At 63.9% G+C, this 19,916-nt stretch carries 17 protein-coding genes; 5 read left to right on the top strand and 12 right to left on the bottom strand.

Annotation, left to right across the window (positions count from 1 at the left end; all coding sequences use genetic code 11):
- Positions 1 to 32: 32 nt before the first annotated feature.
- The 5 genes from ACO550_RS37090 to ACO550_RS37110 all read right to left on the bottom strand — a co-directional run bounded on the left by ACO550_RS37090 (position 33) and on the right by ACO550_RS37110 (position 4,963).
- Entirely contained in the window at positions 33 to 1,436 is a 1,404-nt protein-coding gene (locus ACO550_RS37090) for a TRAP transporter large permease subunit (RefSeq protein ID WP_315597519.1), read from the bottom strand.
- Between the two features lie 12 nt (positions 1,437 to 1,448).
- Entirely contained in the window at positions 1,449 to 2,063 is a 615-nt protein-coding gene (locus ACO550_RS37095) for a TRAP transporter small permease (RefSeq protein WP_485995132.1), read from the bottom strand.
- Positions 2,064 to 2,131: 68 nt separating this feature from the next.
- Positions 2,132 to 3,130, bottom strand: coding sequence for a DctP family TRAP transporter solute-binding subunit (locus ACO550_RS37100; RefSeq protein ID WP_315597518.1), 999 nt, complete (start codon positions 3,128 to 3,130; stop codon positions 2,132 to 2,134).
- Between the two features lie 70 nt (positions 3,131 to 3,200).
- Positions 3,201 to 4,226, bottom strand: coding sequence for an alcohol dehydrogenase catalytic domain-containing protein (locus tag ACO550_RS37105; protein WP_315597517.1), 1,026 nt, complete (start codon positions 4,224 to 4,226; stop codon positions 3,201 to 3,203).
- Complete coding sequence (locus ACO550_RS37110; RefSeq protein WP_315597516.1) at positions 4,226 to 4,963, bottom strand: FCD domain-containing protein; 738 nt, start codon at positions 4,961 to 4,963, stop codon at positions 4,226 to 4,228. Before ACO550_RS37110 ends, ACO550_RS37105 begins: the two co-directional genes overlap by 1 nt.
- A 501-nt stretch (positions 4,964 to 5,464) precedes the next feature.
- Between ACO550_RS37110 and ACO550_RS37115 the strand changes: the two genes are divergently transcribed.
- Positions 5,465 to 5,791, top strand: coding sequence for an RcnB family protein (locus ACO550_RS37115; protein ID WP_485995133.1), 327 nt, complete (start codon positions 5,465 to 5,467; stop codon positions 5,789 to 5,791).
- Positions 5,792 to 5,886: 95 nt separating this feature from the next.
- Here the strand turns inward: ACO550_RS37115 and prmB are convergent, their stop codons facing one another.
- The 7 genes from prmB to ACO550_RS37150 form a co-directional block, all read right to left on the bottom strand.
- A complete protein-coding gene (gene prmB, locus ACO550_RS37120; RefSeq protein WP_315597515.1) occupies positions 5,887 to 6,780 on the bottom strand; it encodes a 50S ribosomal protein L3 N(5)-glutamine methyltransferase in 894 nt (297 codons plus the stop codon).
- 22 nt (positions 6,781 to 6,802) lie between these two features.
- Positions 6,803 to 7,954, bottom strand: coding sequence for a succinyl-diaminopimelate desuccinylase (gene dapE, locus ACO550_RS37125; RefSeq protein WP_315597514.1), 1,152 nt, complete (start codon positions 7,952 to 7,954; stop codon positions 6,803 to 6,805).
- Positions 7,955 to 7,978: 24 nt separating this feature from the next.
- Positions 7,979 to 8,326, bottom strand: a complete 348-nt coding sequence (locus ACO550_RS37130; protein ID WP_315597513.1) for a Spx/MgsR family RNA polymerase-binding regulatory protein — start codon at positions 8,324 to 8,326, stop codon at positions 7,979 to 7,981.
- Between the two features lie 29 nt (positions 8,327 to 8,355).
- The gene (locus ACO550_RS37135) at positions 8,356 to 8,739 is read right to left on the bottom strand and encodes a hypothetical protein (protein WP_315597512.1); all 384 of its coding nucleotides are present in this window, start codon (positions 8,737 to 8,739) and stop codon (positions 8,356 to 8,358) included.
- 61 nt (positions 8,740 to 8,800) lie between these two features.
- Positions 8,801 to 9,625, bottom strand: coding sequence for a 2,3,4,5-tetrahydropyridine-2,6-dicarboxylate N-succinyltransferase (dapD, locus tag ACO550_RS37140; RefSeq protein ID WP_315597511.1), 825 nt, complete (start codon positions 9,623 to 9,625; stop codon positions 8,801 to 8,803).
- Positions 9,626 to 9,727: 102 nt separating this feature from the next.
- Positions 9,728 to 10,927, bottom strand: a complete 1,200-nt coding sequence (gene dapC, locus ACO550_RS37145; RefSeq protein ID WP_315597510.1) for a succinyldiaminopimelate transaminase — start codon at positions 10,925 to 10,927, stop codon at positions 9,728 to 9,730.
- A gap of 102 nt (positions 10,928 to 11,029) precedes the next feature.
- Positions 11,030 to 11,869, bottom strand: a complete 840-nt coding sequence (locus tag ACO550_RS37150) for a ferritin-like domain-containing protein (protein WP_315597509.1) — start codon at positions 11,867 to 11,869, stop codon at positions 11,030 to 11,032.
- 446 nt (positions 11,870 to 12,315) lie between these two features.
- On the opposite strand from ACO550_RS37150, the gene smc reads away from it, so the two are divergent.
- Genes smc through def form a run of 4 tightly spaced genes read left to right on the top strand, consistent with a single transcriptional unit; the run spans position 12,316 to position 19,848 of the window.
- Positions 12,316 to 15,831, top strand: a complete 3,516-nt coding sequence (gene smc, locus ACO550_RS37155; RefSeq protein ID WP_315597508.1) for a chromosome segregation protein SMC — start codon at positions 12,316 to 12,318, stop codon at positions 15,829 to 15,831.
- A gap of 1 nt (position 15,832) precedes the next feature.
- Positions 15,833 to 17,155 (top strand): cell division protein ZipA C-terminal FtsZ-binding domain-containing protein, encoded by a 1,323-nt coding sequence (locus tag ACO550_RS37160; RefSeq protein WP_315597507.1) that lies wholly within the window; start codon positions 15,833 to 15,835, stop codon positions 17,153 to 17,155.
- A gap of 12 nt (positions 17,156 to 17,167) precedes the next feature.
- Positions 17,168 to 19,318: an NAD-dependent DNA ligase LigA gene (gene ligA, locus ACO550_RS37165; RefSeq protein ID WP_485995134.1), complete on the top strand. Its 2,151-nt coding sequence runs from the start codon at positions 17,168 to 17,170 to the stop codon at positions 19,316 to 19,318.
- Positions 19,315 to 19,848, top strand: a complete 534-nt coding sequence (gene def / locus ACO550_RS37170) for a peptide deformylase (RefSeq protein WP_485995135.1) — start codon at positions 19,315 to 19,317, stop codon at positions 19,846 to 19,848. Before ligA ends, def begins: the two co-directional genes overlap by 4 nt.
- The last annotated feature ends 68 nt before the right edge of the window (positions 19,849 to 19,916 follow it).

Below are 19,916 nucleotides of genomic sequence, written 5' to 3' on the forward strand. Positions count from 1 at the left end.
CGTCGCGATAGTCGCGATAGTCGTGACGGTGGTCATTTCGATCCCACCAGTTGTGGCAGCCACAGCGTGATCTGTGGCACGTAGGTAATGGCAATCAGCGTCAGGAACAGCGGTATCAGCCACGGCAGGATGGCCACCGTGGTGCGTTCCACCGACAGTTTGGCCACGCGCGCCAGCACGAACAGCACCATGCCCAGCGGCGGGTGCAGTAGTCCGATCATCAGGTTCAGCGTCATGACCAGCCCGAAGTGGATCGGGTCGATGCCGAGCTTGAGCACGATCGGCAGCAGGATCGGTACCAGGATCGTGATGGCGGCGGTGGTGTCGATAAAGCAGCCGACAATCAGGATCAGCACATTGGCCAGCAGCAGGAACACCCACTTGTTGTGCGTGAAGCCCAGGATTGCATCGCTCAGCGCCTGCGCGGCCTGGCTGGTGGTCAGCAACCACGCGAAGATCGATGCGGCCGTGACGATGAAAAGCACCGATGCAGTGGTCTCGACGGTATCGAGCGTGGCGCGCGCCAGTGCGCGCATCGTCATCGACCGGTAGCGCACCAGGCCCAGGAACAACGCCCAGATCACGGCCGCCACCGCGGCTTCGGTCGGGGTGAACCAGCCCAGCGTCATGCCGCCGATCAGGATCACCGGCGCCATCAGCGCCATCACGGCCGAGAAATCGAAGTACCAGTCCAGCGCCAGCAATACCACCAGCGCGATCATCGCGGCCATATTGGTGGATACACCGGCTTCTACAGCCAGCCAGATACCAAGCGGGAAGGCCAGTACGACCATGATTTCCACGGTGGCCGCGCCCAGCAGCTTCCACGAGAACGCGGTATCGCCACCCCAGCCCCGCCGGTGCGCGATCCACGCCACGGTGGCCATCATGAACAGCGTCAGCACCAGCCCGGGCACGATGCCGGCCAGGAACAGCGAGCCGATCGACACATTGGCCATCATGCCGTAGATCACGAATGGCAGCGACGGCGGAATGATCGGGCCCAGCGTAGCTGACGCGGCCGTGACACCGACCGCGAACTCGGTCTCATAGCCGTGGTCCTTCATCGCCTTGATCTCGATGGTGCCCAGTCCGGCCGCATCGGCGATGGCCGTACCGCTCATGCCGGAGAAGATCACCGAGCCGATGATGTTGACGTGGCCCAGGCCGCCACGCATCCAGCCGACCAGTGCCACCGCGAAGTTGTAGATGCGTCCGGTAATGCCCGCCACGTTCATCAGGTTGCCGGCCAGGATGAAGAACGGCACGGCCAGCAACGGAAAGCTTTCCACGCCGGCAATCATGCGCTGCGCCAGGATCACGTCGGGCACGGAGCCGCTGGCCCAGATATAGAACAGCGACGCCAGCGCCATCGACACGGCTACCGGCATGCCCACCAGCATCAACAGTAGAAACGATGCAATCAGGATCCACATGCGCGCTGCTCCTCAGTCGTCGAACGATTCGAACGCTTCGGGGCGTTCCAGGATCGAGTAACCATTGCGCCAGTTCTGCCACGTTACCTGTAGCGAGCGTGCGGTCATCAATGCGAAGCCGGCCAGCGTGATCCAGTACACGTGGCTCTTGTTCCATTCGATGGTGGTCATCGGCTCGTCGCCGACGATGCCGATATAACGCCAGACCAGCCACGCCGCGTAGGCCAGGAACGCGGTGCGCAGGATATCGACCAGCGTCGACAGCACCCGCGCCGGGCCATGCGGCAGGTAGCGGTAGAGCAGGTCCACCTGGATATGGCGGCTTTTGCGCACGCACATCGAGGCGCCGATAAACACCACGCCGATCAGGCAATAGGTAGCCAGTTCCTCGGTCCACGCGAGCGAGTCATTCATGACATAGCGCGTGAAGAACTGCAGGAAAACCAGGAACGTCATGACCCAGAACAGGCCCAGCGTGAACCAGTCTTCGGCGGCGTAGCCCGACAGGTCAACCGGCTGCGCGTCGGCTTCCTCGAAGGTGTGGACGATTTCTTCGACGGAGGTCATGTGCGGGGCGCCTTCGGTGTCGCGGGCATCGCCATGCATGGTTTGGGAACGCATTTCCATCGGAATCTCCGTTGGTTTGCTCCCCTCTCCCGCCTGCGGGAGAGGGGAGCGGAACGTCAGTGGTCATATCACTGCACGGCCTGGATCTTTTCCCAGTCGGCCTTGCGATAGCCCTGCGATTCGACGCTCACGTTCTTGAGCACGGCGTCGCGATACTCGGGGATGCTGACCTCCGTCACCGTGATGCCTTTCTGCTTGAACACGGCCACGAGTTCCTTTTCGCGCGCCTCGACATCGGCAGTGGCCTTGGCGGCGGCCTCCTGCGTGACCTCGGTGAACATCTTCCGCTCCGGTTCGGACAGCTTCTTCCAGAGCGTGCCGGAGACGATCGTGTTCAGGTGGTCGACGATATGGCCGGTCAGCACGATGTACTTCTGTACCTCGTAGAACTTCTTTGCCTCGATCGTCGTCAGCGGATTTTCCTGCGCCTCGACCGTGCCGTTCTGCAATGCCAGGTAGACCTCGGCAAATGCAATCGGCGACGTATTGACGCCGCATGCTCGCGGCATGGCCAGGTAGGCGGGCACGTCAGGCACGCGCATCTTGAGACCCTTCATCTCGGTGCAGTGCGAGAAGGCCTTGTTCGACGTGGACTGGCGCGTACCGTAGTACGTGGTGGCCACGATATGGTTGCCGGTCTTCTGCTCGTATCCGGCGGTCAGTTCCTTGTAGATATCGCTCTTGGTATAGGCCAGCAGATGTGCGGGGCTGCGGAACGTGTACGGGTAGTAGGTCACGCCGATGCGCGGGAACGACTTGGCCGCGAAGCTCGAGCCCGAGATGATCATGTCCACCGTGCCCATTGCCAGGCCCTGGTTGATATCGTTCTCCTTGCCCAGTTGCGAGGCGGGGAATACGTCGATCTGGTACTTGCCGTTACTGCGCTTCTTGATCTCGTCCGCGGCCCATACCGACCATTTGTGGAATGGTTCGGACGTTTCATAGACATGTGCCCACTTGAGTTTGATTGGCGCCTGCTGGGCCAGGGTGGGCGTGGACAGCGTGGCGGCGGCCAACAGCAGGGCCGCACCGAGCACGCGCGAGAACTGCCGACGATGTTGCATCATGGGTGTCTCCTTTCTTCGGTGGAAATGCCGCCGGCCTTTTTCGGGGTGACCGGTCGGCGCGAGGCAAACCTCAGCCAGTCAACTGCACCTTGGTACTGCGGGATTTGTCAGCCGCCAGGTGGAATGCCTCCACGGCTTGCGCCAGCGGCAACTGTGCGGACAGCAATGGCCGCACATCGAGCCGGCGGCTGGTCAGGTACTGCACCGACCAGTCGAACTCGCGGCCGAAGCGGAACGCACCAACGTAGTCGAGTTCACGCGCCATGATGCTGTTGGCCGGGAAATGCAGGCCTTCAGCGGGCAGCGTGCCCACCTGCACGATGCGGCCACCACGGCGTGTGGCCCCGAGGCAGGTGCCCAGCGCGGCAGCGCTGCCGGCAGCTTCGAGGCTGACATCGGCAATATCCTGCAATTCGCTGGCCGCTACCTGTGTGGTCAGGATGGTCTCGTCGGCACCGACCGAACGTGCGACTTCAAGCGGCCGTTCGGCGATGTCGCAGACAATGATCCGCGCGGCGCCGGCCAGCCGCGCGGCCATCACGGTCAGGCTGCCGATCGTGCCGCCGCCGGTGACCAGCACGGTCTTGCCAAGCAGTTCGCCCGCGCGATTCACGCCGTGCAAGGCCACGGAAAGCGGTTCGGCAAACGCGAGTTCGCCCAGCGAGATATCAGCATCGACCGGGGTCAGTTGCTGCTCATGCATCAGGAAATGCTGGCGGAACATGCCTTGCACATGAGGGAAGACGCTGGCGCTACCCAGGAAACGCATGTTGCGGCACAGATTGTCGCGCCCGGCCCGGCAATAGTCGCACTGGCCGCAGGCATGCGACGGGTTGATGGCTACCTTCATGCCCGGCGCTACTCGCGTGACAGCACTGCCTACCGTTTCAACAATGCCCGAGGCTTCATGCCCGGGCGTCAGCGGTTCCCGGATCACGAACGCGCCGACCTTGCCATGGAAGTAGTAATGCAGGTCCGATCCGCAGATACCGGCGGCGCCGAGGCGCACCAGCACGTGGTGCGGGCCGGGGGCGATCGGCTCGATCTCGGTGAACCGCAGGTCTTCGCTCGCGTGGATATGGCAGGTCAGGGACATCACGATTCCTCGCTCAGAATTTTCACGTCTTTCGTATTGCCGGGCCATGCCGCATAGAAGCGGTTGTGGGACAGTTCGAGGTGGTCGCACATGGCGGTACGCGCGGCATCGGGCGAGCCCGAGGCAATGGCATCCACGACGGCCCGATGTTCGGCAATTGCCGCGGCCCAGCTCTCGGCGTTCTCGAAGTGGTTGCCGAACTGGGCGAACAGCGGGTTGTGGCGTTCGTCGAACAGCTCTGCAACCAGACGTTGCAGCACCGCGTTCTCGGATACCTCGGCAATGCGCAGGTGAAACGCGCGATCGCCGCGCACCGGAATATTGCCGCCACCGGCTTCCGTTTCCATCAACACGATCGACTCGGCAAGCGCGGCAAGCAGGGCAGGGCTGCAGTGGCGGGCGGCATTGGCGGCCATTTCGCCTTCAATGGTCTGGCGCGCGCGGATGACATCGAGCGGCGGTGCCGCCATGATGCTGCCGGCCAGCGTGGCCATGCGCGTGGCATCGGCTGCGCAGGCGTAGATGCCGGACCCCATGCGCACCTCCACGAGGCCCTCGACTTCAAGTGCGATCAGCGCTTCGCGCACCGATGGGCGCGATACGCCCAGTTGCGCGGCGAGATCGCGCTCGGGTGGCAAGCGTGCGCCAACGGGAAATTCGCCGCTTTCGATCAGCCGGCGTAGCTGGTCGGCAATCTGGCGATATAGGCGACGCGGTTCGATCTGCTGAAGCGGCATGGGCAATCCAAGGCAGGCAGCGGACAAATGGTCAAGCGGTCAGACCAATTTCTAGGCGACATTTCCGGACGCCGCAAGAAAAAGTTGTGGCGCGCCGCAGCACGGCTCAACCGGAAGTTGCTACACGGCATGCATGCCAAAACTACCGGGTGAGATAGCTCGAAATGCTTATTGCGACGCGCGTGCCGAGGCCCGAACTTGCCCGGCAACTTGCTGAATTCATTGGGGAAAATCGCCCATGCAAGGATGCTCTGCGCATATCGGCGCCTGCAGGCCCTGCATTTGCTACTAAGCTTGGTTGGGACTGTCCGGTTCGCGGGCAGTCTGACGTATTCCATCTGTGAGGAGATCACGATGAAAACGAAGACGTTAATACCCGCCGTCCTGGTCGCCGCCGGTATCTTTGCCGTTCCGTTTGCTCAGGCCCAGCAGCAACCGATGCCGGGTCAGATGCAACCCTCGGGTCCTACCCCCATGCCTGCCCCGGGTCAAGCCGGAGCCATGCCGCCGTCCGCAACACCAATGCCCCCGGCCCGTGGCGGTCCGCCGCCGCGCGGCATGCAGCAACAACGCCCCGACGCCATGGCGCCTGGAGGCCCGTCGGGCGCGTCGCCGATGGGCGCCCAATCGCCGTACTCGCCGAAGACATGGCAAAAGGGTGACAAGCTGCCCACGGAATTCCGTGACCGGCAATACGTGATCGACAAGTACAAGGACTACAACCTGCCCGCCCCGAAGAAGGGGCATCACTGGGTCGGCGTAGGGGCCGATTACTACCAGGTATCGTCCAACGGGACGATCTACTCGGTGGGGCCCGGAGGCATGTAGCAACTCAGCAATGCCGTCATGAAAAAAGCGCGCCGGTCTGGTCCACGGCGCGCTTTCTCTATGCCTAGGCGGAAGGCCTTCGGGCGATACTAGCCTCAGTCGGGCAGGGCGTCATAAGTAACCAGGAACACCTGGTCATCACCGGCGCTGACCGACAGCCACACGATGTCGAGGTCGGGGAATGCGGCTTCGACGTTGTCGTGTTCGTTGCCGATTTCCACCACCAGCACGCCGCCCGGGTTGAGGCGTTTCTTCGCGCCCGCGATGATCCGTCGCACGATGTCCATGCCGTCGTCGCCACCGGCCAGTGCGATGCGCGGTTCGGCCAGGTACTCGGCCGGCAGTTCGCGCATCGACTGCTCGTTGACGTAGGGCGGATTGGTCAGGATCACGTCGTAGCGCGCGTCCGAGGGCAGGGGCGCATAGAGATCGCCTTCATGCAGCGCGATGCGATTCTCCATCTTGTAGTCGGCCACATTGCGGCGCGCCACGGCCAGCGCATCGGGCGAGATGTCCACGGCGTCGATCTTCGCGTTCGGCCAGACGTGCGCAGCAATGATCGGCAGGCAGCCAGAGCCGGTGCACAGTTCCAGTACCGGGCCAATCTGCGCGATGTCTCCGAGCCACGGCTCCAGGCCTTCCTGCAACAGTTCGCCGATAAAGCTGCGCGGTACGATGACGCGCGAATCCACGTAGAAGCGCAGGCCATGCATGAACGCTTCATGCGTGATGTAGGCCGCCGGCACGCGTTCGGTCACGCGGCGATCGATGACCTTGAGCACGGCGTCGACTTCCTCGGGCAGCAGGCGGGCGTCGAGGAATGGGTCCAGCGTGTCGAGCGGCAGGCTCAGCGTATGCAGCACCAGATAGGCTGCCTCGTCATACGCGTTGGCGCTGCCATGTCCGAACGACAGCCGGGCCGCGGTAAAACGCGAAACAGCCAGGCGCAGCAGGTCGCGGACGGTCTTCAGGGGGGAGGGAGTAGGCATGGCTCGCGGGTGCTCCGGCAAATCAGGCGATCAGGCGTTCGAGCACGCCACGGTAAACATTCTTCAGCGGCTCGATAAAGCGCACTTCCACGTTCTCGTCGATCTTGTGGATGCTGGCATTCGGAGGGCCGAATTCGATGACCTGCGGGCAGATTTTCGCGATGAAACGGCCGTCGGACGTACCGCCCGTGGTCGACAGTTCGGTGGTCACGCCGGTCTCTGCAGCAATCGCGGCTGACAGTGCGTCGGACAGGTCGCCGCGCGGCGTCAGGAACGGCTCGCCGCCGAGCGTCCAGTCCAGCGTGTATTCCAGGCCGTGCTGGTCCAGGATGGCATGCACGCGCGCCTTCAGGCCGTCGGGCGTGCTGGCCGTCGAGAAGCGGAAATTGAAGTCGATGGTCACATGGCCCGGAATCACGTTGGTGGCACCGGTGCCCGCGTGGATATTCGACATTTGCCATGTCGTGGGCGGGAAGTACTCGTTGCCCTGGTCCCACGTCTCGTTGACCAGCGCAGTCAATGCAGGCGCCGCCTGGTGGATCGGGTTGCGCGCCAGGTGCGGATAGGCGATATGGCCCTGCACGCCCTTGATCGTAAGCTTGCCCGACAGCGAGCCACGACGGCCGTTCTTGACCATGTCGCCAAGCGTGTCCACCGAAGTCGGTTCGCCGATCACGCAGTAGTCGAGACGTTCGCCGCGAGCCTTCAGCGCTTCCACGACCTTGACGGTGCCGTCATGTGCGGGGCCTTCCTCGTCGCTGGTAATCAGGAATGCGATCGAATTGGCGTGAGCGGGATGCTGGGCGATGAATTCCTCGCAGGCCACCACGAAGCCGGCGATCGACGTCTTCATGTCGGCCGCGCCACGGCCATAGAGCTTGCCGTCGCGGTGCGTGGGTTCGAACGGGTCCGACGACCATTGCTCGACCGGGCCGGTGGGTACCACATCGGTATGGCCGGCAAAGGCCAGCAGCTTGCCCGCGGTGCCCTGCGTGCCGCGCTTGACCGCCCACAGGTTGGTCACGCGGAAGCTGTCGGGCCCGCTGACGATGTTCTCGCAGGTAAAGCCAAGCGCCTTGAGGCGCGTTTCCAGCACGGCCTGGCAGCCTTCGTCGGCAGGGGTGACCGAGCGGCGGCGCATCAGGTCTTCGGTCAGGGCAAGGGTCGGATTCATGGGGCAGGGTATTGCAGGATTCTTTTAGAACAGCGAGGCGTAGGCATCAGCGGAAAACCCCACGCTGACCTTGCCGTTGCGGTCCAGCACGGGGCGCTTGATCAGCGACGGGCTGGTTTGCATCAACGCAATGGCTCCCGCTTCGCTCTCGGATTTCGCCTTGTCCGCGTCGGACAGCGCGCGGTAGGTAGTGCCCTTCTTGTTGAGTAGCGTGGCAAGCGGCACATGCTTGAGCCACGCAAGCAGCAGCGTCTCGTCGACGCCTTGTTTCTTGAAATCGTGGAACGTGTAGGCGACGCCGTTCGATTCCAGCCAGGTACGGGCCTTCTTGACGGTGTCGCAATTGGGAATGCCGTAGAGCAGGACGGTCATGGTGGCGCGGAACGAAGAAAAGACGACGGTTAACGGAACAGCAGGTTGAGCGCGATCACCAGTCCGCCCAGGCCCAGCGCCACGCCGGCCATGGCCACGCCGGTCATCAGGCGCAGGCGGCGGTCCAGGCGCGCAGCCTCGCGGCGCAAGGCCTCGATCGTGATCGCATGTTGCTCGGCCAGCAGCTTGACCGCTTCGGCCTGCTGCATGGCAGTGGCCTCCAGCTCCGCGATGCGTGCGGCCGGATCGCGCGCTTCCGCGGCGTCAGACGGTGCGCCGTCGTCCTTGCGCTTGCCTTTCTTGAGCTTCTCGATGGTCTTGTTGGCCTGATCGAGAATGGTGGGCAGCAGGGAGAGCACGGTGCTGACGGTGGCGGGGTCGAGGGCCATGAGTCGCTTGCGGAGGGATGGCATTGGGCGTTGCTTCACGCCGCCGGGGCTGGCCCGGCGGCACGTGCGGCGTGACTACCGTGGATCAGTCGCGCAGCAGGTCGTTGAGGCTGGTCTTGGCGCGGGTTTGCGCGTCCACCTTCTTCACGATCACGGCGCAGTACAGGCTGTACTTGCCATCCTTGGACGGCAGGTTGCCGGCCACCACCACCGAACCGGCCGGCACGCGACCGTAGTGGATCTCGCCCGTTTCACGATCGTAGATCTTGGTCGACTGGCCCAGGTACACGCCCATCGAGATCACCGAGTTCTCTTCGACGATCACGCCTTCCACCACTTCCGAGCGCGCGCCGATAAAGCAGTTGTCTTCGATAATGACCGGGTTGGCCTGCAGCGGCTCCAGCACGCCGCCGATGCCCACGCCACCGGACAGGTGCACGTTCTTGCCGATCTGTGCGCACGAACCGACGGTGGCCCAGGTGTCGACCATCGTGCCTTCATCCACATAGGCGCCGATGTTCACGTACGACGGCATCAGCACGGCGTTCTTCGCGATAAAGGAACCGCGACGGGCAACGGCGGGCGGCACCACGCGGAAACCGGCCTTGGCGAAGTCGTCACCGCTCCAGTTGGCGAACTTGGTCGGCACCTTGTCGTAGAACTGGGCGAAACCGCCGGCGCTCATCGGCGCATTGTCTTCGAGGCGGAACGACAGCAGCACGGCCTTCTTGACCCACTGGTTGACGATCCATTCCTTGCCTTGCTTCTCGGCCACGCGCAGCGAACCGGCGTCGAGTTGCGAGATCACGTTGGCCACGGCTTCGCGGATATCGTTCGGCGCGGACTTCGGCGACAGGCTGGTGCGGTCTTCCCATGCCTGGTCGATCAGGGCTTGCAGTGCTTGCGTCATGATGGTGTTCTCAGTGGTGATGTTTGTGAATGCGGTGCCGGAAGCGTGCGCCCGGGCACCGGGACGTTCGATCGGTGAAACAGGGTGATGCGATGCGCCGGTTCAGCCCAGCGACTTGCAGAATTCAACAATCCGGCGCGCGCCCTCCAGGCATTCGTCGGGGGTGGCCACCAACGCCATGCGCACGCGGTTCTTGCCCGGATTCATGCCATGGGCGTCGCGCGCCAGGTAGCTACCCGGCAGTACGGCCACGTTCTGCTCGGCCAGCAGGCGCACGGCGAACTCGGTATCGGTCAGGCCGGTGCGTGAAACATCGGCCCACAGGTAGAACGCCGCATCGGGCAGCGCCACATCGAGTACTTCGGCCAGCATCGGCGTGACCGCGGCGAACTTGGTTACGTACGCCGAGCGGTTCTCGCGCACATGGGCTTCATCGCTCCACGCGGCAACGCTGGCGGCCTGCACGGCCGGGTTCAGCGCGGCGCCGTGGTAGGTCCGGTATAGCAGGAATTTCTTGAGGATCGCGGCGTCGCCGGCCACGAAACCTGAACGCAGGCCCGGCACATTGGAGCGCTTGGACAGGCTCGAGAACATCACCAGGCGCTCGAAGCCCCGGCCCAACTGATGGGCGGCTTCCAGCGCGCCCAGCGGCGGGGTGGCCTCGTCGAAATAGATCTCGGAATAGCACTCGTCGGAGGCGATCACGAAACCGTAGCGGTCCGACAGTTCGAACAACTGCTTCCAGTCTTCCAGCGACAGCACGGCACCGGTGGGATTGCCCGGCGAGCAGACATAGAGCAGTTGCACGCGGGGCCAGACATCGGCATCGATCTGGTCGAAGGCCGGTGCGAAATTGCGAGCCGGATCGCTGTTGGCGAAGACCGGACGCGCGCCGGCCAGCAGCGCCGCGCCTTCATAGATCTGGTAGAACGGATTCGGGCACAACACCAGCGGATCGGGCTTGCTGGGGTCCACCACGGTTTGCGCAAAGGCAAACAGCGCCTCGCGCGACCCGCTGACCGGCAGCACCTCGGTGGCGGCATCGACGCGCGGCAGATGGTAGCGGCGCTCGAGCCAGCCGGCGATGCACTGGCGCAGCGCGTCGGTGCCGGCCGTGGCCGGATAGACGGCCAGTCCGGACAGCGATGCGGTCATCGCATCCTTGATGAACTGGGGTGTCGGGTGCTTGGGTTCGCCAATGCCGAAGCTGATCGCCGGCTTGTCGGCGGGTTTCACGTCGGCCACCAGCACGCGCAGTTTCTCGAAAGGGTAGGTCTGGAGCAGGTCGAGGCGCGGATTCACGGTGGCAGGCGGCGGGGCGGTTGAAACGCAGCATTATAAAGGAATGCCGCGTACCACCGGGTGCCTGGCAGCCGGGTTGCCGGCGGCGGCCCATGCAGCAGGTCAATACAGCATCACGCGCGACACCATGGCCACGATCGGGCGGCGCACGAAGCTCTCGAACCGGGCATGCAGGTGCAGTGGCCGCAGCAGCATCCTGACCGTCATTTCGATCGGCAAATGCCGCCGCACCACGGCGCTGCAGCGCGAATTCAGGGCGCGCACCTCGTGTTCCGGCACGTCCTCGCGGTCCTGTTCGATGCGCAGCACATTGCGCAGCGCAATTTCGGCGTCCTCGTTCTTGATTTCCAGCAGACGACGCGCCAGTGCGCCCAGCACCCGGGTGCGGCCCAACTGTTCGCGGTCGCACAGCGTATTGAAATAGCGGTAGAAGTGCTTGTAGTGGCGAACCTCGTCGTTGGCAATGCGGCGGGTCAGGTCGCGCAACACCGGCTCGTCGCTGGCCTGCTCCAGTGCGCGATAGTAGGTGGCGGTACCGGTTTCCACCACGCAGCGGGCGGCCATTTCCAGCGCCTGCGAACGTTCGAAATTGTCGATCGAGCAGGTTTTGCCGTAATCCTCGAAGAAACGCCGGTAGCCCCGCTCCCAGTCGAACCCGGGCCAGACATGCGCCACATAGCGGCGCAGCGCCAGGCCGTGCTGCAGTTCCTCGGTTTCCCAGTGGTGGGACAACCAGGCGGCGGCTTCGGGAATGTCCGCGTAGTAGGCGGCAAGGTTGCCCGCGTAGGTATCGGAGCCGCTTTCAATGAACGATGCGGCGGCGAGCAAGTAGAACAGGGTGCGATTATCGCGCACACGGTCAACGTCGATGGCCTCGTAGTCGATCTCGGATACCGACCACGGCAGGTCAGCCGGCCGTTCGGCCGGTTGCGTTGGGGTCATGCTGGTTCCTCCAGGCTGCTGCAATGGCTTCAGACTGGCCGCTTTGCCCGGGTACACGCCCGATCATGGCGGAGCGGCGGCGAGAGCGCTTGCCGGAGAGGCCTCCGGGATCACGCAGGCATTGTCAGAGACTAGCACTTACCCTAAGAAGTTTCTTGCGGATTCGCCGGGCCGATGGTTTCCAGAAACGCGAATCCTGGCTAGAAAGTGCTTGCAGCAATGCATGCAACTTACGGAAGTACAAGGCTTTTCGGGAGCCGTCACGGACCGCTTCGTGGTGCGTGCAACGGTCGATAAAGCGGCCGGAGAGCGGATTGGCGATGGTATGATTAGCCCCAATCTACCGGGCACCGGGGGTAGTTTGCGGCGCGGGCGTCACGCTTGGCCGTGTGCTCCGGCATTGGCCCGACATTTCCAATTGCGTATCGCCCAAACCACACGACAACGTGCGACTGTCATCGATCAAACTGGCGGGCTTCAAGTCCTTCGTCGATCCCACCAATTTTCAAGTGCCTGGCCAGCTGGTCGGCATCGTAGGTCCCAACGGCTGCGGTAAATCCAACATCATCGATGCGGTGCGTTGGGTGCTTGGCGAGTCACGTGCGTCGGAACTGCGCGGTGAATCCATGCAGGACGTGATCTTCAACGGCTCGACCGCGCGCAAGCAGGCTGGACGGGCCAGCGTGGAACTGGTGTTCGACAATGCCGAAGGCCGCGCCGCCGGCCAATGGAGCCAATACGCCGAAGTGGCCGTCAAGCGCGTGCTGACGCGCGATGGCACCTCGTCGTACTACATCAACAACCAGGCGGTACGCCGCAAGGACATCCAGGACATCTTCCTGGGCACCGGCCTGGGGCCGCGTGCATACGCGATCATCGGGCAGGGCATGATCTCGCGGATCATCGAGGCCAAGCCCGATGACATGCGCATCTTCCTGGAAGAAGCCGCCGGTGTGTCGAAGTACAAGGAGCGCCGCCGCGAAACCGAGAATCGCCTGGGCGACACGCGCGAAAACCTGACGCGCGTGGAAGACATCCTGCGCGAACTGGGCACCAATCTCGAAAAGCTCGAAGGCCAGGCCGAGGTGGCGCAGCGCTTCAAGGCACTGCAGGCCGATGGCGAGGAAAAGCAGCACCTGTTGTGGCTGCTGCGCAAGCGTGAAGCCCAGACCGAGCAGGAACGCCACGCGCGGGCCATCGACCAGGCACAGATCGACCTCGAAGCCCAGACCGCGCAGTTGCGCCATGTGGAAGCCGAGCTCGAAACGATGCGCGCGGCACACTATGCCGCATCCGACGGCATGCACGTCGCGCAGGGTGCGTTGTACGAAGCCAATGCCGAGGTCAGCAAGCTCGAAGCCGAGATCCGCTACGTGGTGGAATCGCGCAATCGCCTGCAGGCCCAGGTTGCCGCACTGACCACGCAACGCGAGCAATGGCAGGGCAAGGCCGACCAGGCTAACGAGGAACTGGCCGAGGCCGAGGAAAACCTGGCGCTCGCCGAAGCGCGCACGATCGAGTCGCAGGACACCGTGGCGCAAAAGAGCGATGAGCTGCCGACGCTCGAAGCGCAATGGCGCGATGCCCAGCAAATGCTGAACGACCAGCGTGGCGGCATCATGCAGGCCGAGCAGGCACTGAAGCTAGAGGCCGCGCACCAGCGCAATGCCAACCAGATGCTGCAGCAGCTGGAGCAGCGCAAGGAACGCCTGCAGGGCGAGGAAAAGGGGCTCGATCGCCCTGACGAGGTGCGGCTCGAAGAGCTGCGCATGGATCTGGCCGAGCAGGAAGCCACGCTCGAGGAAGCCCAGGCCGTGCTGATGGACAGCGAAGAGGCCGTGCCACGCCTGGATGCCGAGCGCCGTACTGCGCAGGAGCGCGTGCAGGGCGAAGCGTCCGCAATCGCCTCGCTGGAAGCGCGCCTGACCGCGCTGCGCCAGTTGCAGGAAAGTGTCCAGACCGATGGCAAGGTGCAGCCGTGGCTGGAACGCCATGGGCTGGCCGAACTGCCGCGTCTCTGGAAAAAGGTCCACATCGAGCCGGGCTGGGAAAACGCGCTGGAATCGGTGCTGCGCGAAAAGCTTGCGGCACTCGAGGTGTCGAACCTCGACTGGGTCAAGGCCTTCCTGTCCGACGCCCCGCCGGCCAAGCTCGCGTTCTACACGCCGCCGCCCGCCGCGCGTCCGGTAGAAGCCCCGGCGGGACTGCGTCCGCTGATGTCGCTGGTACAGATCACCGAGCCCGGCATCCGTGCGGTGATGCAGGACTGGCTGGCCGATATCTATACGGCCACCGATATGTCGCAGGCGCTGGCCGCCCGCACTACGCTGCCTGAAGGCGGCCAGTTCGTGGTGGCCGAAGGCCATCTGGTGGGCCGCAATGCCATCCAGATCTACGCGGCCGATTCCGAACAGGCCGGCATGCTGGCGCGCGAGCAGGAAATCGAGAACCTGCAGAAACAGTCGCGTGCGCAGATGCTGCTGTCCGACGAGGCGAAGTCGCAGTCGGTACGCGCCGAAACAGCGTACACGCACGCCAGCACCCAGCTGATCGAAGCCCGCGCCCGCGCCGAACAGGCCACGCGCCGCGTGCACACGCTGCAGATGGATGTGCTCAAGCTGTCGCAGGCCATGGAACGATTCTCGGCCCGTAGCAACCAGATCCGTGAGGAACTGTCCGAGATCGATGCGCAGATCGACGAGCAACGCGCCATTCGTGCCGAATCCGAAGCCAGCTTCGAACTTCACGATACCCAGCTGGCCGAGCTGCAGGCATCGCACGAAGATCAGCAGATGGCTTTCGATGCCATGGATGCCAAACTGACTGGCGCGCGCCAGCAGCTGCGCGATCTTGAACGTGCCTCGCAGGAAGCGGTGTTTGCCGAGCGCAACCTCGCCGGACGTATCGACGAGCTGCGCCGCAATATCCAGATGGCAGCCGACCAGAGCGAACGCATTGCCGAATCGCTGGAAAATGCGCGCGCCGAGCTTGAAACCATCAACGAGCAGACCGCCAATACCGGCCTGCATGAAGCGCTGGAAGTGCGCGCCGAGAAAGAGCAGAAGCTGTCCGCGGCGCGTATCGAACTCGATGCGCTGTCGGCCCAACTACGCCAGTTCGACGAACAGCGCCTGGCCGCCGAGCGCAGCCTGCAGCCGCTGCGCGACCGTATCACCGAGTGCCAGCTCAAGGAGCAGGCCGCACGCCTGAACCAGGAACAGTTCACCGAGCAACTGACGACGGCCGAAGTGGATGAAGCCGCGTTGGCCGAGAAGCTGACCGCCGACCTGAAGCCATCGTACCTGCAAGGCGAAGTCACGCGCCTGAACAATGCGATCAACGCGCTGGGTCCGGTCAACATGGCCGCACTGGACGAACTGGCCGCGGCACGCGAGCGCAAGACGTTCCTTGATGCGCAGTCGGCCGACCTGACCGATGCCATCAATACGCTTGAAGATGCGATCGCCAAGATCGACCAGGAAACGCGTGCGCTGCTGCAAGGCACGTTCGACCAGGTCAACTATCATTTCGGCGAGCTGTTCCCGTCGTTGTTTGGCGGCGGGCAGGCACGGCTGATCATGACCGGCGAGGAAATCCTCGATGCCGGTGTGCAGGTGATGGCGCAGCCGCCAGGCAAGAAGAATTCGACCATTCACTTGTTGTCCGGTGGCGAGAAGGCGCTGACCGCGATTGCGCTGGTGTTCGCGATGTTCCAGCTGAACCCGGCACCGTTCTGCTTGCTGGACGAGGTGGACGCGCCGCTGGACGACGCCAATACGGAGCGATACGCCAATATGGTGGCGCGCATGTCGGACAAGACGCAGTTTGTGTTTATTTCCCACAACAAGATTGCGATGGAGATGGCCCATCAGCTGATTGGCGTGACGATGCAGGAACAGGGCGTCTCGCGGATCGTGGCGGTGGACATGGATGCAGCCGTATCGATGGCGGAGGCCGCTTAAGATGGAACTGCAGAACGCACTGATCATCGCTGGTGTTGTATTGCTCCTGTTGCTGGTGGCCTATAACCGCTGGCAGATCCACAAGGCGCGCCGCGTGCGGCCGCTGATGCCGGAGGACGACCTGCCGCCGATGCGCGAGCCCGTGGTGGGCAAGACCATCCAGCCCGAGACGCAGGCCAAGCTCAAGGAAACGCCACCGCCCGAGCATATTGCGCGGCGCGAGCCCACGCTTGGCGAGGCTGGCAAGGGCGTGATGCACGACGAGACGGACAGTCCGTCTGACGTGGCCACCGCCACGGCGGCGGCGCATGCCGCCGCAAGTACCGCCGATGCCGACGAAATCGTGGCCGACGAGGTTGCGGTTGCCGCGGCACCCGCCATGGCGCATGCCGAAGCCGACGCGCATGCGGAGGCCGCCAGCACGGCTGCTCCGCAGCCTGCCCCGAAGGCGCCGCCCGCAGCCGAATCCAACGTCATGGACGGCCAGCCGGCAGCGGCCGTGATCGATCCGCTGATCGACTGCATCGTGCCGATGCATCTGGAACGCAAGGCCTCGGGCGACCGTATCCTGCCGCTGACGGGCCGCCTGCGGCGCGCGGGCACGAAGCAGGTGCATATCGAGGGTTTGCGCGCGGAAACCAATGCCTGGGAAGCCGTGACCGCCGGCCATCAGTACGAAGATCTGCAGGTAGCCGTGCAACTGGCCAACCGCAGTGGCCCACTCAACGCGCTCGAGTTTTCCGAGTTCGTCAATGCCGTGGAAGCGCTGGCCGAATCGCTCGATGCTTCGGCCGACTTGCCCGACATGACGGAAACGGTTGCCAATGCGCGTGAGCTCGACGGCTTTGCCGCTGGCGCCGACGTGCAACTTGGCGTCAATGTGATCTCCGATGGCGCGCCATGGTCCGCCGCCTATGTGCAGACCGTGGCCACGCAGGACGGGCTGGTACTCTCGCGCGACGGTACGCGTTTCATCCGCTACGAACCGGGTGCCGACGGCGTGCAAAAGCCGTTGTTCACGCTGCAGTTTGGCGAAACGAACTTCCTGCGCGATGACCTGACGTTGAACGCGGGCCGCCAGATCACGCTGCTGCTGGACGTACCGCAAGCGCCGCAGTCGATCAAGCCGTTCAAGACCGTCTGCGAGTATGGCTACAGCCTGGCGCAGCGCATGGGCGCGCAACTGGTGGACGACAATCTGCGTCCGCTGACCGAAGCGTCATTCGTGGCGATCTTCAACCACCTCGAAAAGCTTTACGAAAAGCTTGAAGCGCGTGGCATGCCGGCCGGATCGCCAGTGGCTGTCCGCCTGTTCAGCCTGTAACCGGAGCCAGTCATGACCGCCAAGCAACACGGCGCGCCGGCTCCGGCTGCCGCGCCGGCCGCCGCATTGCCGGCCGATGCGTCGCCCGCGGAACGCGTGCAATGGCTGCGCAACGAACTGGAACGCCATAGCTACCAGTACTACGTGCTCGATGCGCCGACGATTCCCGATGCGGATTACGACGCGATGTTCAGCGAACTCCAGGCGCTGGAAACCGAGCATCCCGAACTGCTGACCGATGATTCCCCCACGCAGCGTGTGGGCGGGGCACCGCTGTCGGCGTTCGATACGGTGCGCCATCGCGTGCCGATGCTGTCGCTCAACAACGGCTTTGAAGACGAGGATGTGGTCAGCTTCGACCGTCGTTGCGCGCAGGGGCTGGGCCGCACCGCGGCCGCTGCGCCTGCCGACGACCTGTTCAGTGCCGCCGAAGCCGCGGATAACGCGGTCGAGTATTCCTGCGAGCTGAAGTTCGATGGCCTGGCCATGTCGCTGCGATACGAAGACGGCAAGCTGGTACAGGCCGCCACGCGCGGCGATGGCGAAACCGGTGAGGATGTCACCGCCAATGTGCGGACCATCAAGGCCATTCCACTGAAGTTGCGCGGCCAGGCTCCGGCCGTGCTCGAAGTGCGCGGCGAGGTGTTCATGTATCGCGCCGATTTCGATCGCCTCAACGAACGCCAGGCGCAGGCCGACGAGAAGACCTTTGTCAATCCGCGCAACGCGGCCGCCGGCAGCTTGCGCCAACTCGATCCGCGCATCACGGCCAAGCGTCCGCTATCGTTCTTTGCCTACGGCCTTGGCGAACTGCAGGGTGCGGATCGTCCGCCCACGCATGGCGTGATGCTGGATGGCTTTGCCAAGTTGGGCCTGCCGGTATGCAACGAGCGTCGCGTGGTGAAGGGCGCGCAAGGACTGTTGTCGTTCTACCGCGAGATTGGCGAGCGGCGAGACCAGTTGCCGTATGACATCGATGGCGTGGTCTACAAGGTCAACGCGATTCCCGAACAGGAACAGCTTGGTTTTGTCTCGCGCGCACCGCGCTTTGCCTTGGCACATAAGTTCCCGGCGCAGGAAATGACCACTACGGTCGAGGACATCGAGGTGCAGGTTGGCCGCACCGGGGCCATCACGCCCGTGGCGCGACTGGCGCCCGTGTTCGTCGGCGGTGTGACCGTTACCAATGCCACGCTGCACAACGAGGATGAGATCCGCCGCAAGGACGTGCATATCGGCGACACGGTGATCGTGCGTCGCGCCGGCGACGTGATTCCGGAAGTGGTGGCCGTGGTGCTGGAGCGCCGTCCCGCCGATGCCCGCGCATTCGTGATGCCGACGGTTTGTCCGGTATGCGGGTCGCATGTGGAACGTCTGGAAGGTGAAGCCATTGCACGCTGTACCGGCGGGCTGATCTGCGCGGCGCAACGCAAGCAGGCGTTGCTGCATTTCGCGCAACGCCGCGCCATGGATATCGAAGGCCTGGGCGACAAGGTGGTGGAGCAACTGGTCGACCACGGCATCGTGCATACCCCGGCCGATCTCTACAAGCTTGGCGTGGCCAAGCTGGCCGCGCTGGACCGCATGGCCGACAAGTCGGCCGCCAACGTGGTGGCGGCAATCGAAAAATCGCGCGAGACCACGCTGAACCGCTTTATCTTCTCGCTGGGTATTCGCCACGTTGGGGAGGCCACGGCCAAGGACCTGGCCAGGCATTTCGGCAAGCTCGATAACCTGCTGGCCGCTGATGAGGCTGCTTTGCTGGAAGTCAACGACGTCGGCCCCGTGGTGGCCCAATCCATTGCCAATTTCCTGGCCGAAGCGCACAACGTGGAGGTCATCGAACAGCTGCGCGCCGCAGGCGTACACTGGACGGAAACCGAGCCCACGGCACGTGCGCCGTTGCCGCTGGCCGGCAAGACCGTGGTGCTGACCGGTACGCTGCCGACGTTGTCGCGCGAGGATGCGAAGGAAAAGCTCGAGGCCGCCGGGGCCAAGGTGGCAGGGTCGGTGTCGAAGAAAACCGACTATGTGGTGGCCGGCGCCGAAGCAGGCAGCAAGCTGGAAAAGGCCCAGACGCTGGGTGTGCCGGTGCTGGACGAGGACGGCATGCTCAAGCTGCTGGCTGATGCCGGTGCGGCCGCAAACGGAGACGCGCAATGATTCGCGAGATTCTGAAAATGGGGGATGCGCGCCTGCTGCAGAAGGCGCGGCCCGTGACGCAGTTCAATACGCCCGAACTGCGCCTGCTGATCGACGACATGTTCGACACCATGGAGCATGCCAATGGCGCCGGCCTGGCCGCGCCGCAGATTGGTGTGGACCTGCAGGTGGTGATCTTCGGCTTCGATCGCAATCCGCGTTATCCGGATGCCCCGACCGTGCCGAAGACCGTGCTGATCAACCCGGTGCTGGAACCGTTGTCGGATGAGATGGAAGAAGGCTGGGAGGGCTGCCTGTCGGTGCCGGGCCTGCGCGGCGTGGTGCCGCGCCATACCAAGCTCAGGTACGCGGGCTTCGACATGATGGGCAACCCGATCGAGCGCGTGGCCGATGGATTTCACGCGCGCGTGGTGCAGCACGAATGCGATCACCTGATCGGCGTGTTGTACCCGATGCGAATCAAGGATTTCACGCGCTTCGGCTTTACCGAAATCCTGTTCCCCGAACTGCCGCCCAACTACGACGACTGAGTTGTCGAGTCGCGTGAACACCGACGGTCTTCTCCCCTCTCCCGCATGGCGGGAGAGGGGCGGGGGAG

The sequence above is a fragment of the Cupriavidus sp. genome (assembly GCF_057315035.1).

Coding starts and splice junctions, on each gene's coding strand:
- ACO550_RS37090 (WP_315597519.1), bottom strand. CDS start 1,436: ATGTGGATCCTGATTGCATCGTTTCTACTGTTGATGCTGGTGGGCATG.
- ACO550_RS37095 (WP_485995132.1), bottom strand. CDS start 2,063: ATGGAAATGCGTTCCCAAACCATGCATGGCGATGCCCGCGACACCGAA.
- ACO550_RS37100 (WP_315597518.1), bottom strand. CDS start 3,130: ATGATGCAACATCGTCGGCAGTTCTCGCGCGTGCTCGGTGCGGCCCTG.
- ACO550_RS37105 (WP_315597517.1), bottom strand. CDS start 4,226: ATGTCCCTGACCTGCCATATCCACGCGAGCGAAGACCTGCGGTTCACC.
- ACO550_RS37110 (WP_315597516.1), bottom strand. CDS start 4,963: ATGCCGCTTCAGCAGATCGAACCGCGTCGCCTATATCGCCAGATTGCC.
- ACO550_RS37115 (WP_485995133.1), top strand. CDS start 5,465: ATGCCGCCGTCCGCAACACCAATGCCCCCGGCCCGTGGCGGTCCGCCG.
- prmB (WP_315597515.1), bottom strand. CDS start 6,780: ATGCCTACTCCCTCCCCCCTGAAGACCGTCCGCGACCTGCTGCGCCTG.
- dapE (WP_315597514.1), bottom strand. CDS start 7,954: ATGAATCCGACCCTTGCCCTGACCGAAGACCTGATGCGCCGCCGCTCG.
- ACO550_RS37130 (WP_315597513.1), bottom strand. CDS start 8,326: ATGACCGTCCTGCTCTACGGCATTCCCAATTGCGACACCGTCAAGAAG.
- ACO550_RS37135 (WP_315597512.1), bottom strand. CDS start 8,739: ATGCCATCCCTCCGCAAGCGACTCATGGCCCTCGACCCCGCCACCGTC.
- dapD (WP_315597511.1), bottom strand. CDS start 9,625: ATGACGCAAGCACTGCAAGCCCTGATCGACCAGGCATGGGAAGACCGC.
- ACO550_RS37150 (WP_315597509.1), bottom strand. CDS start 11,869: ATGACCCCAACGCAACCGGCCGAACGGCCGGCTGACCTGCCGTGGTCG.
- ACO550_RS37160 (WP_315597507.1), top strand. CDS start 15,833: ATGGAACTGCAGAACGCACTGATCATCGCTGGTGTTGTATTGCTCCTG.
- ligA (WP_485995134.1), top strand. CDS start 17,168: ATGACCGCCAAGCAACACGGCGCGCCGGCTCCGGCTGCCGCGCCGGCC.
- def (WP_485995135.1), top strand. CDS start 19,315: ATGATTCGCGAGATTCTGAAAATGGGGGATGCGCGCCTGCTGCAGAAG.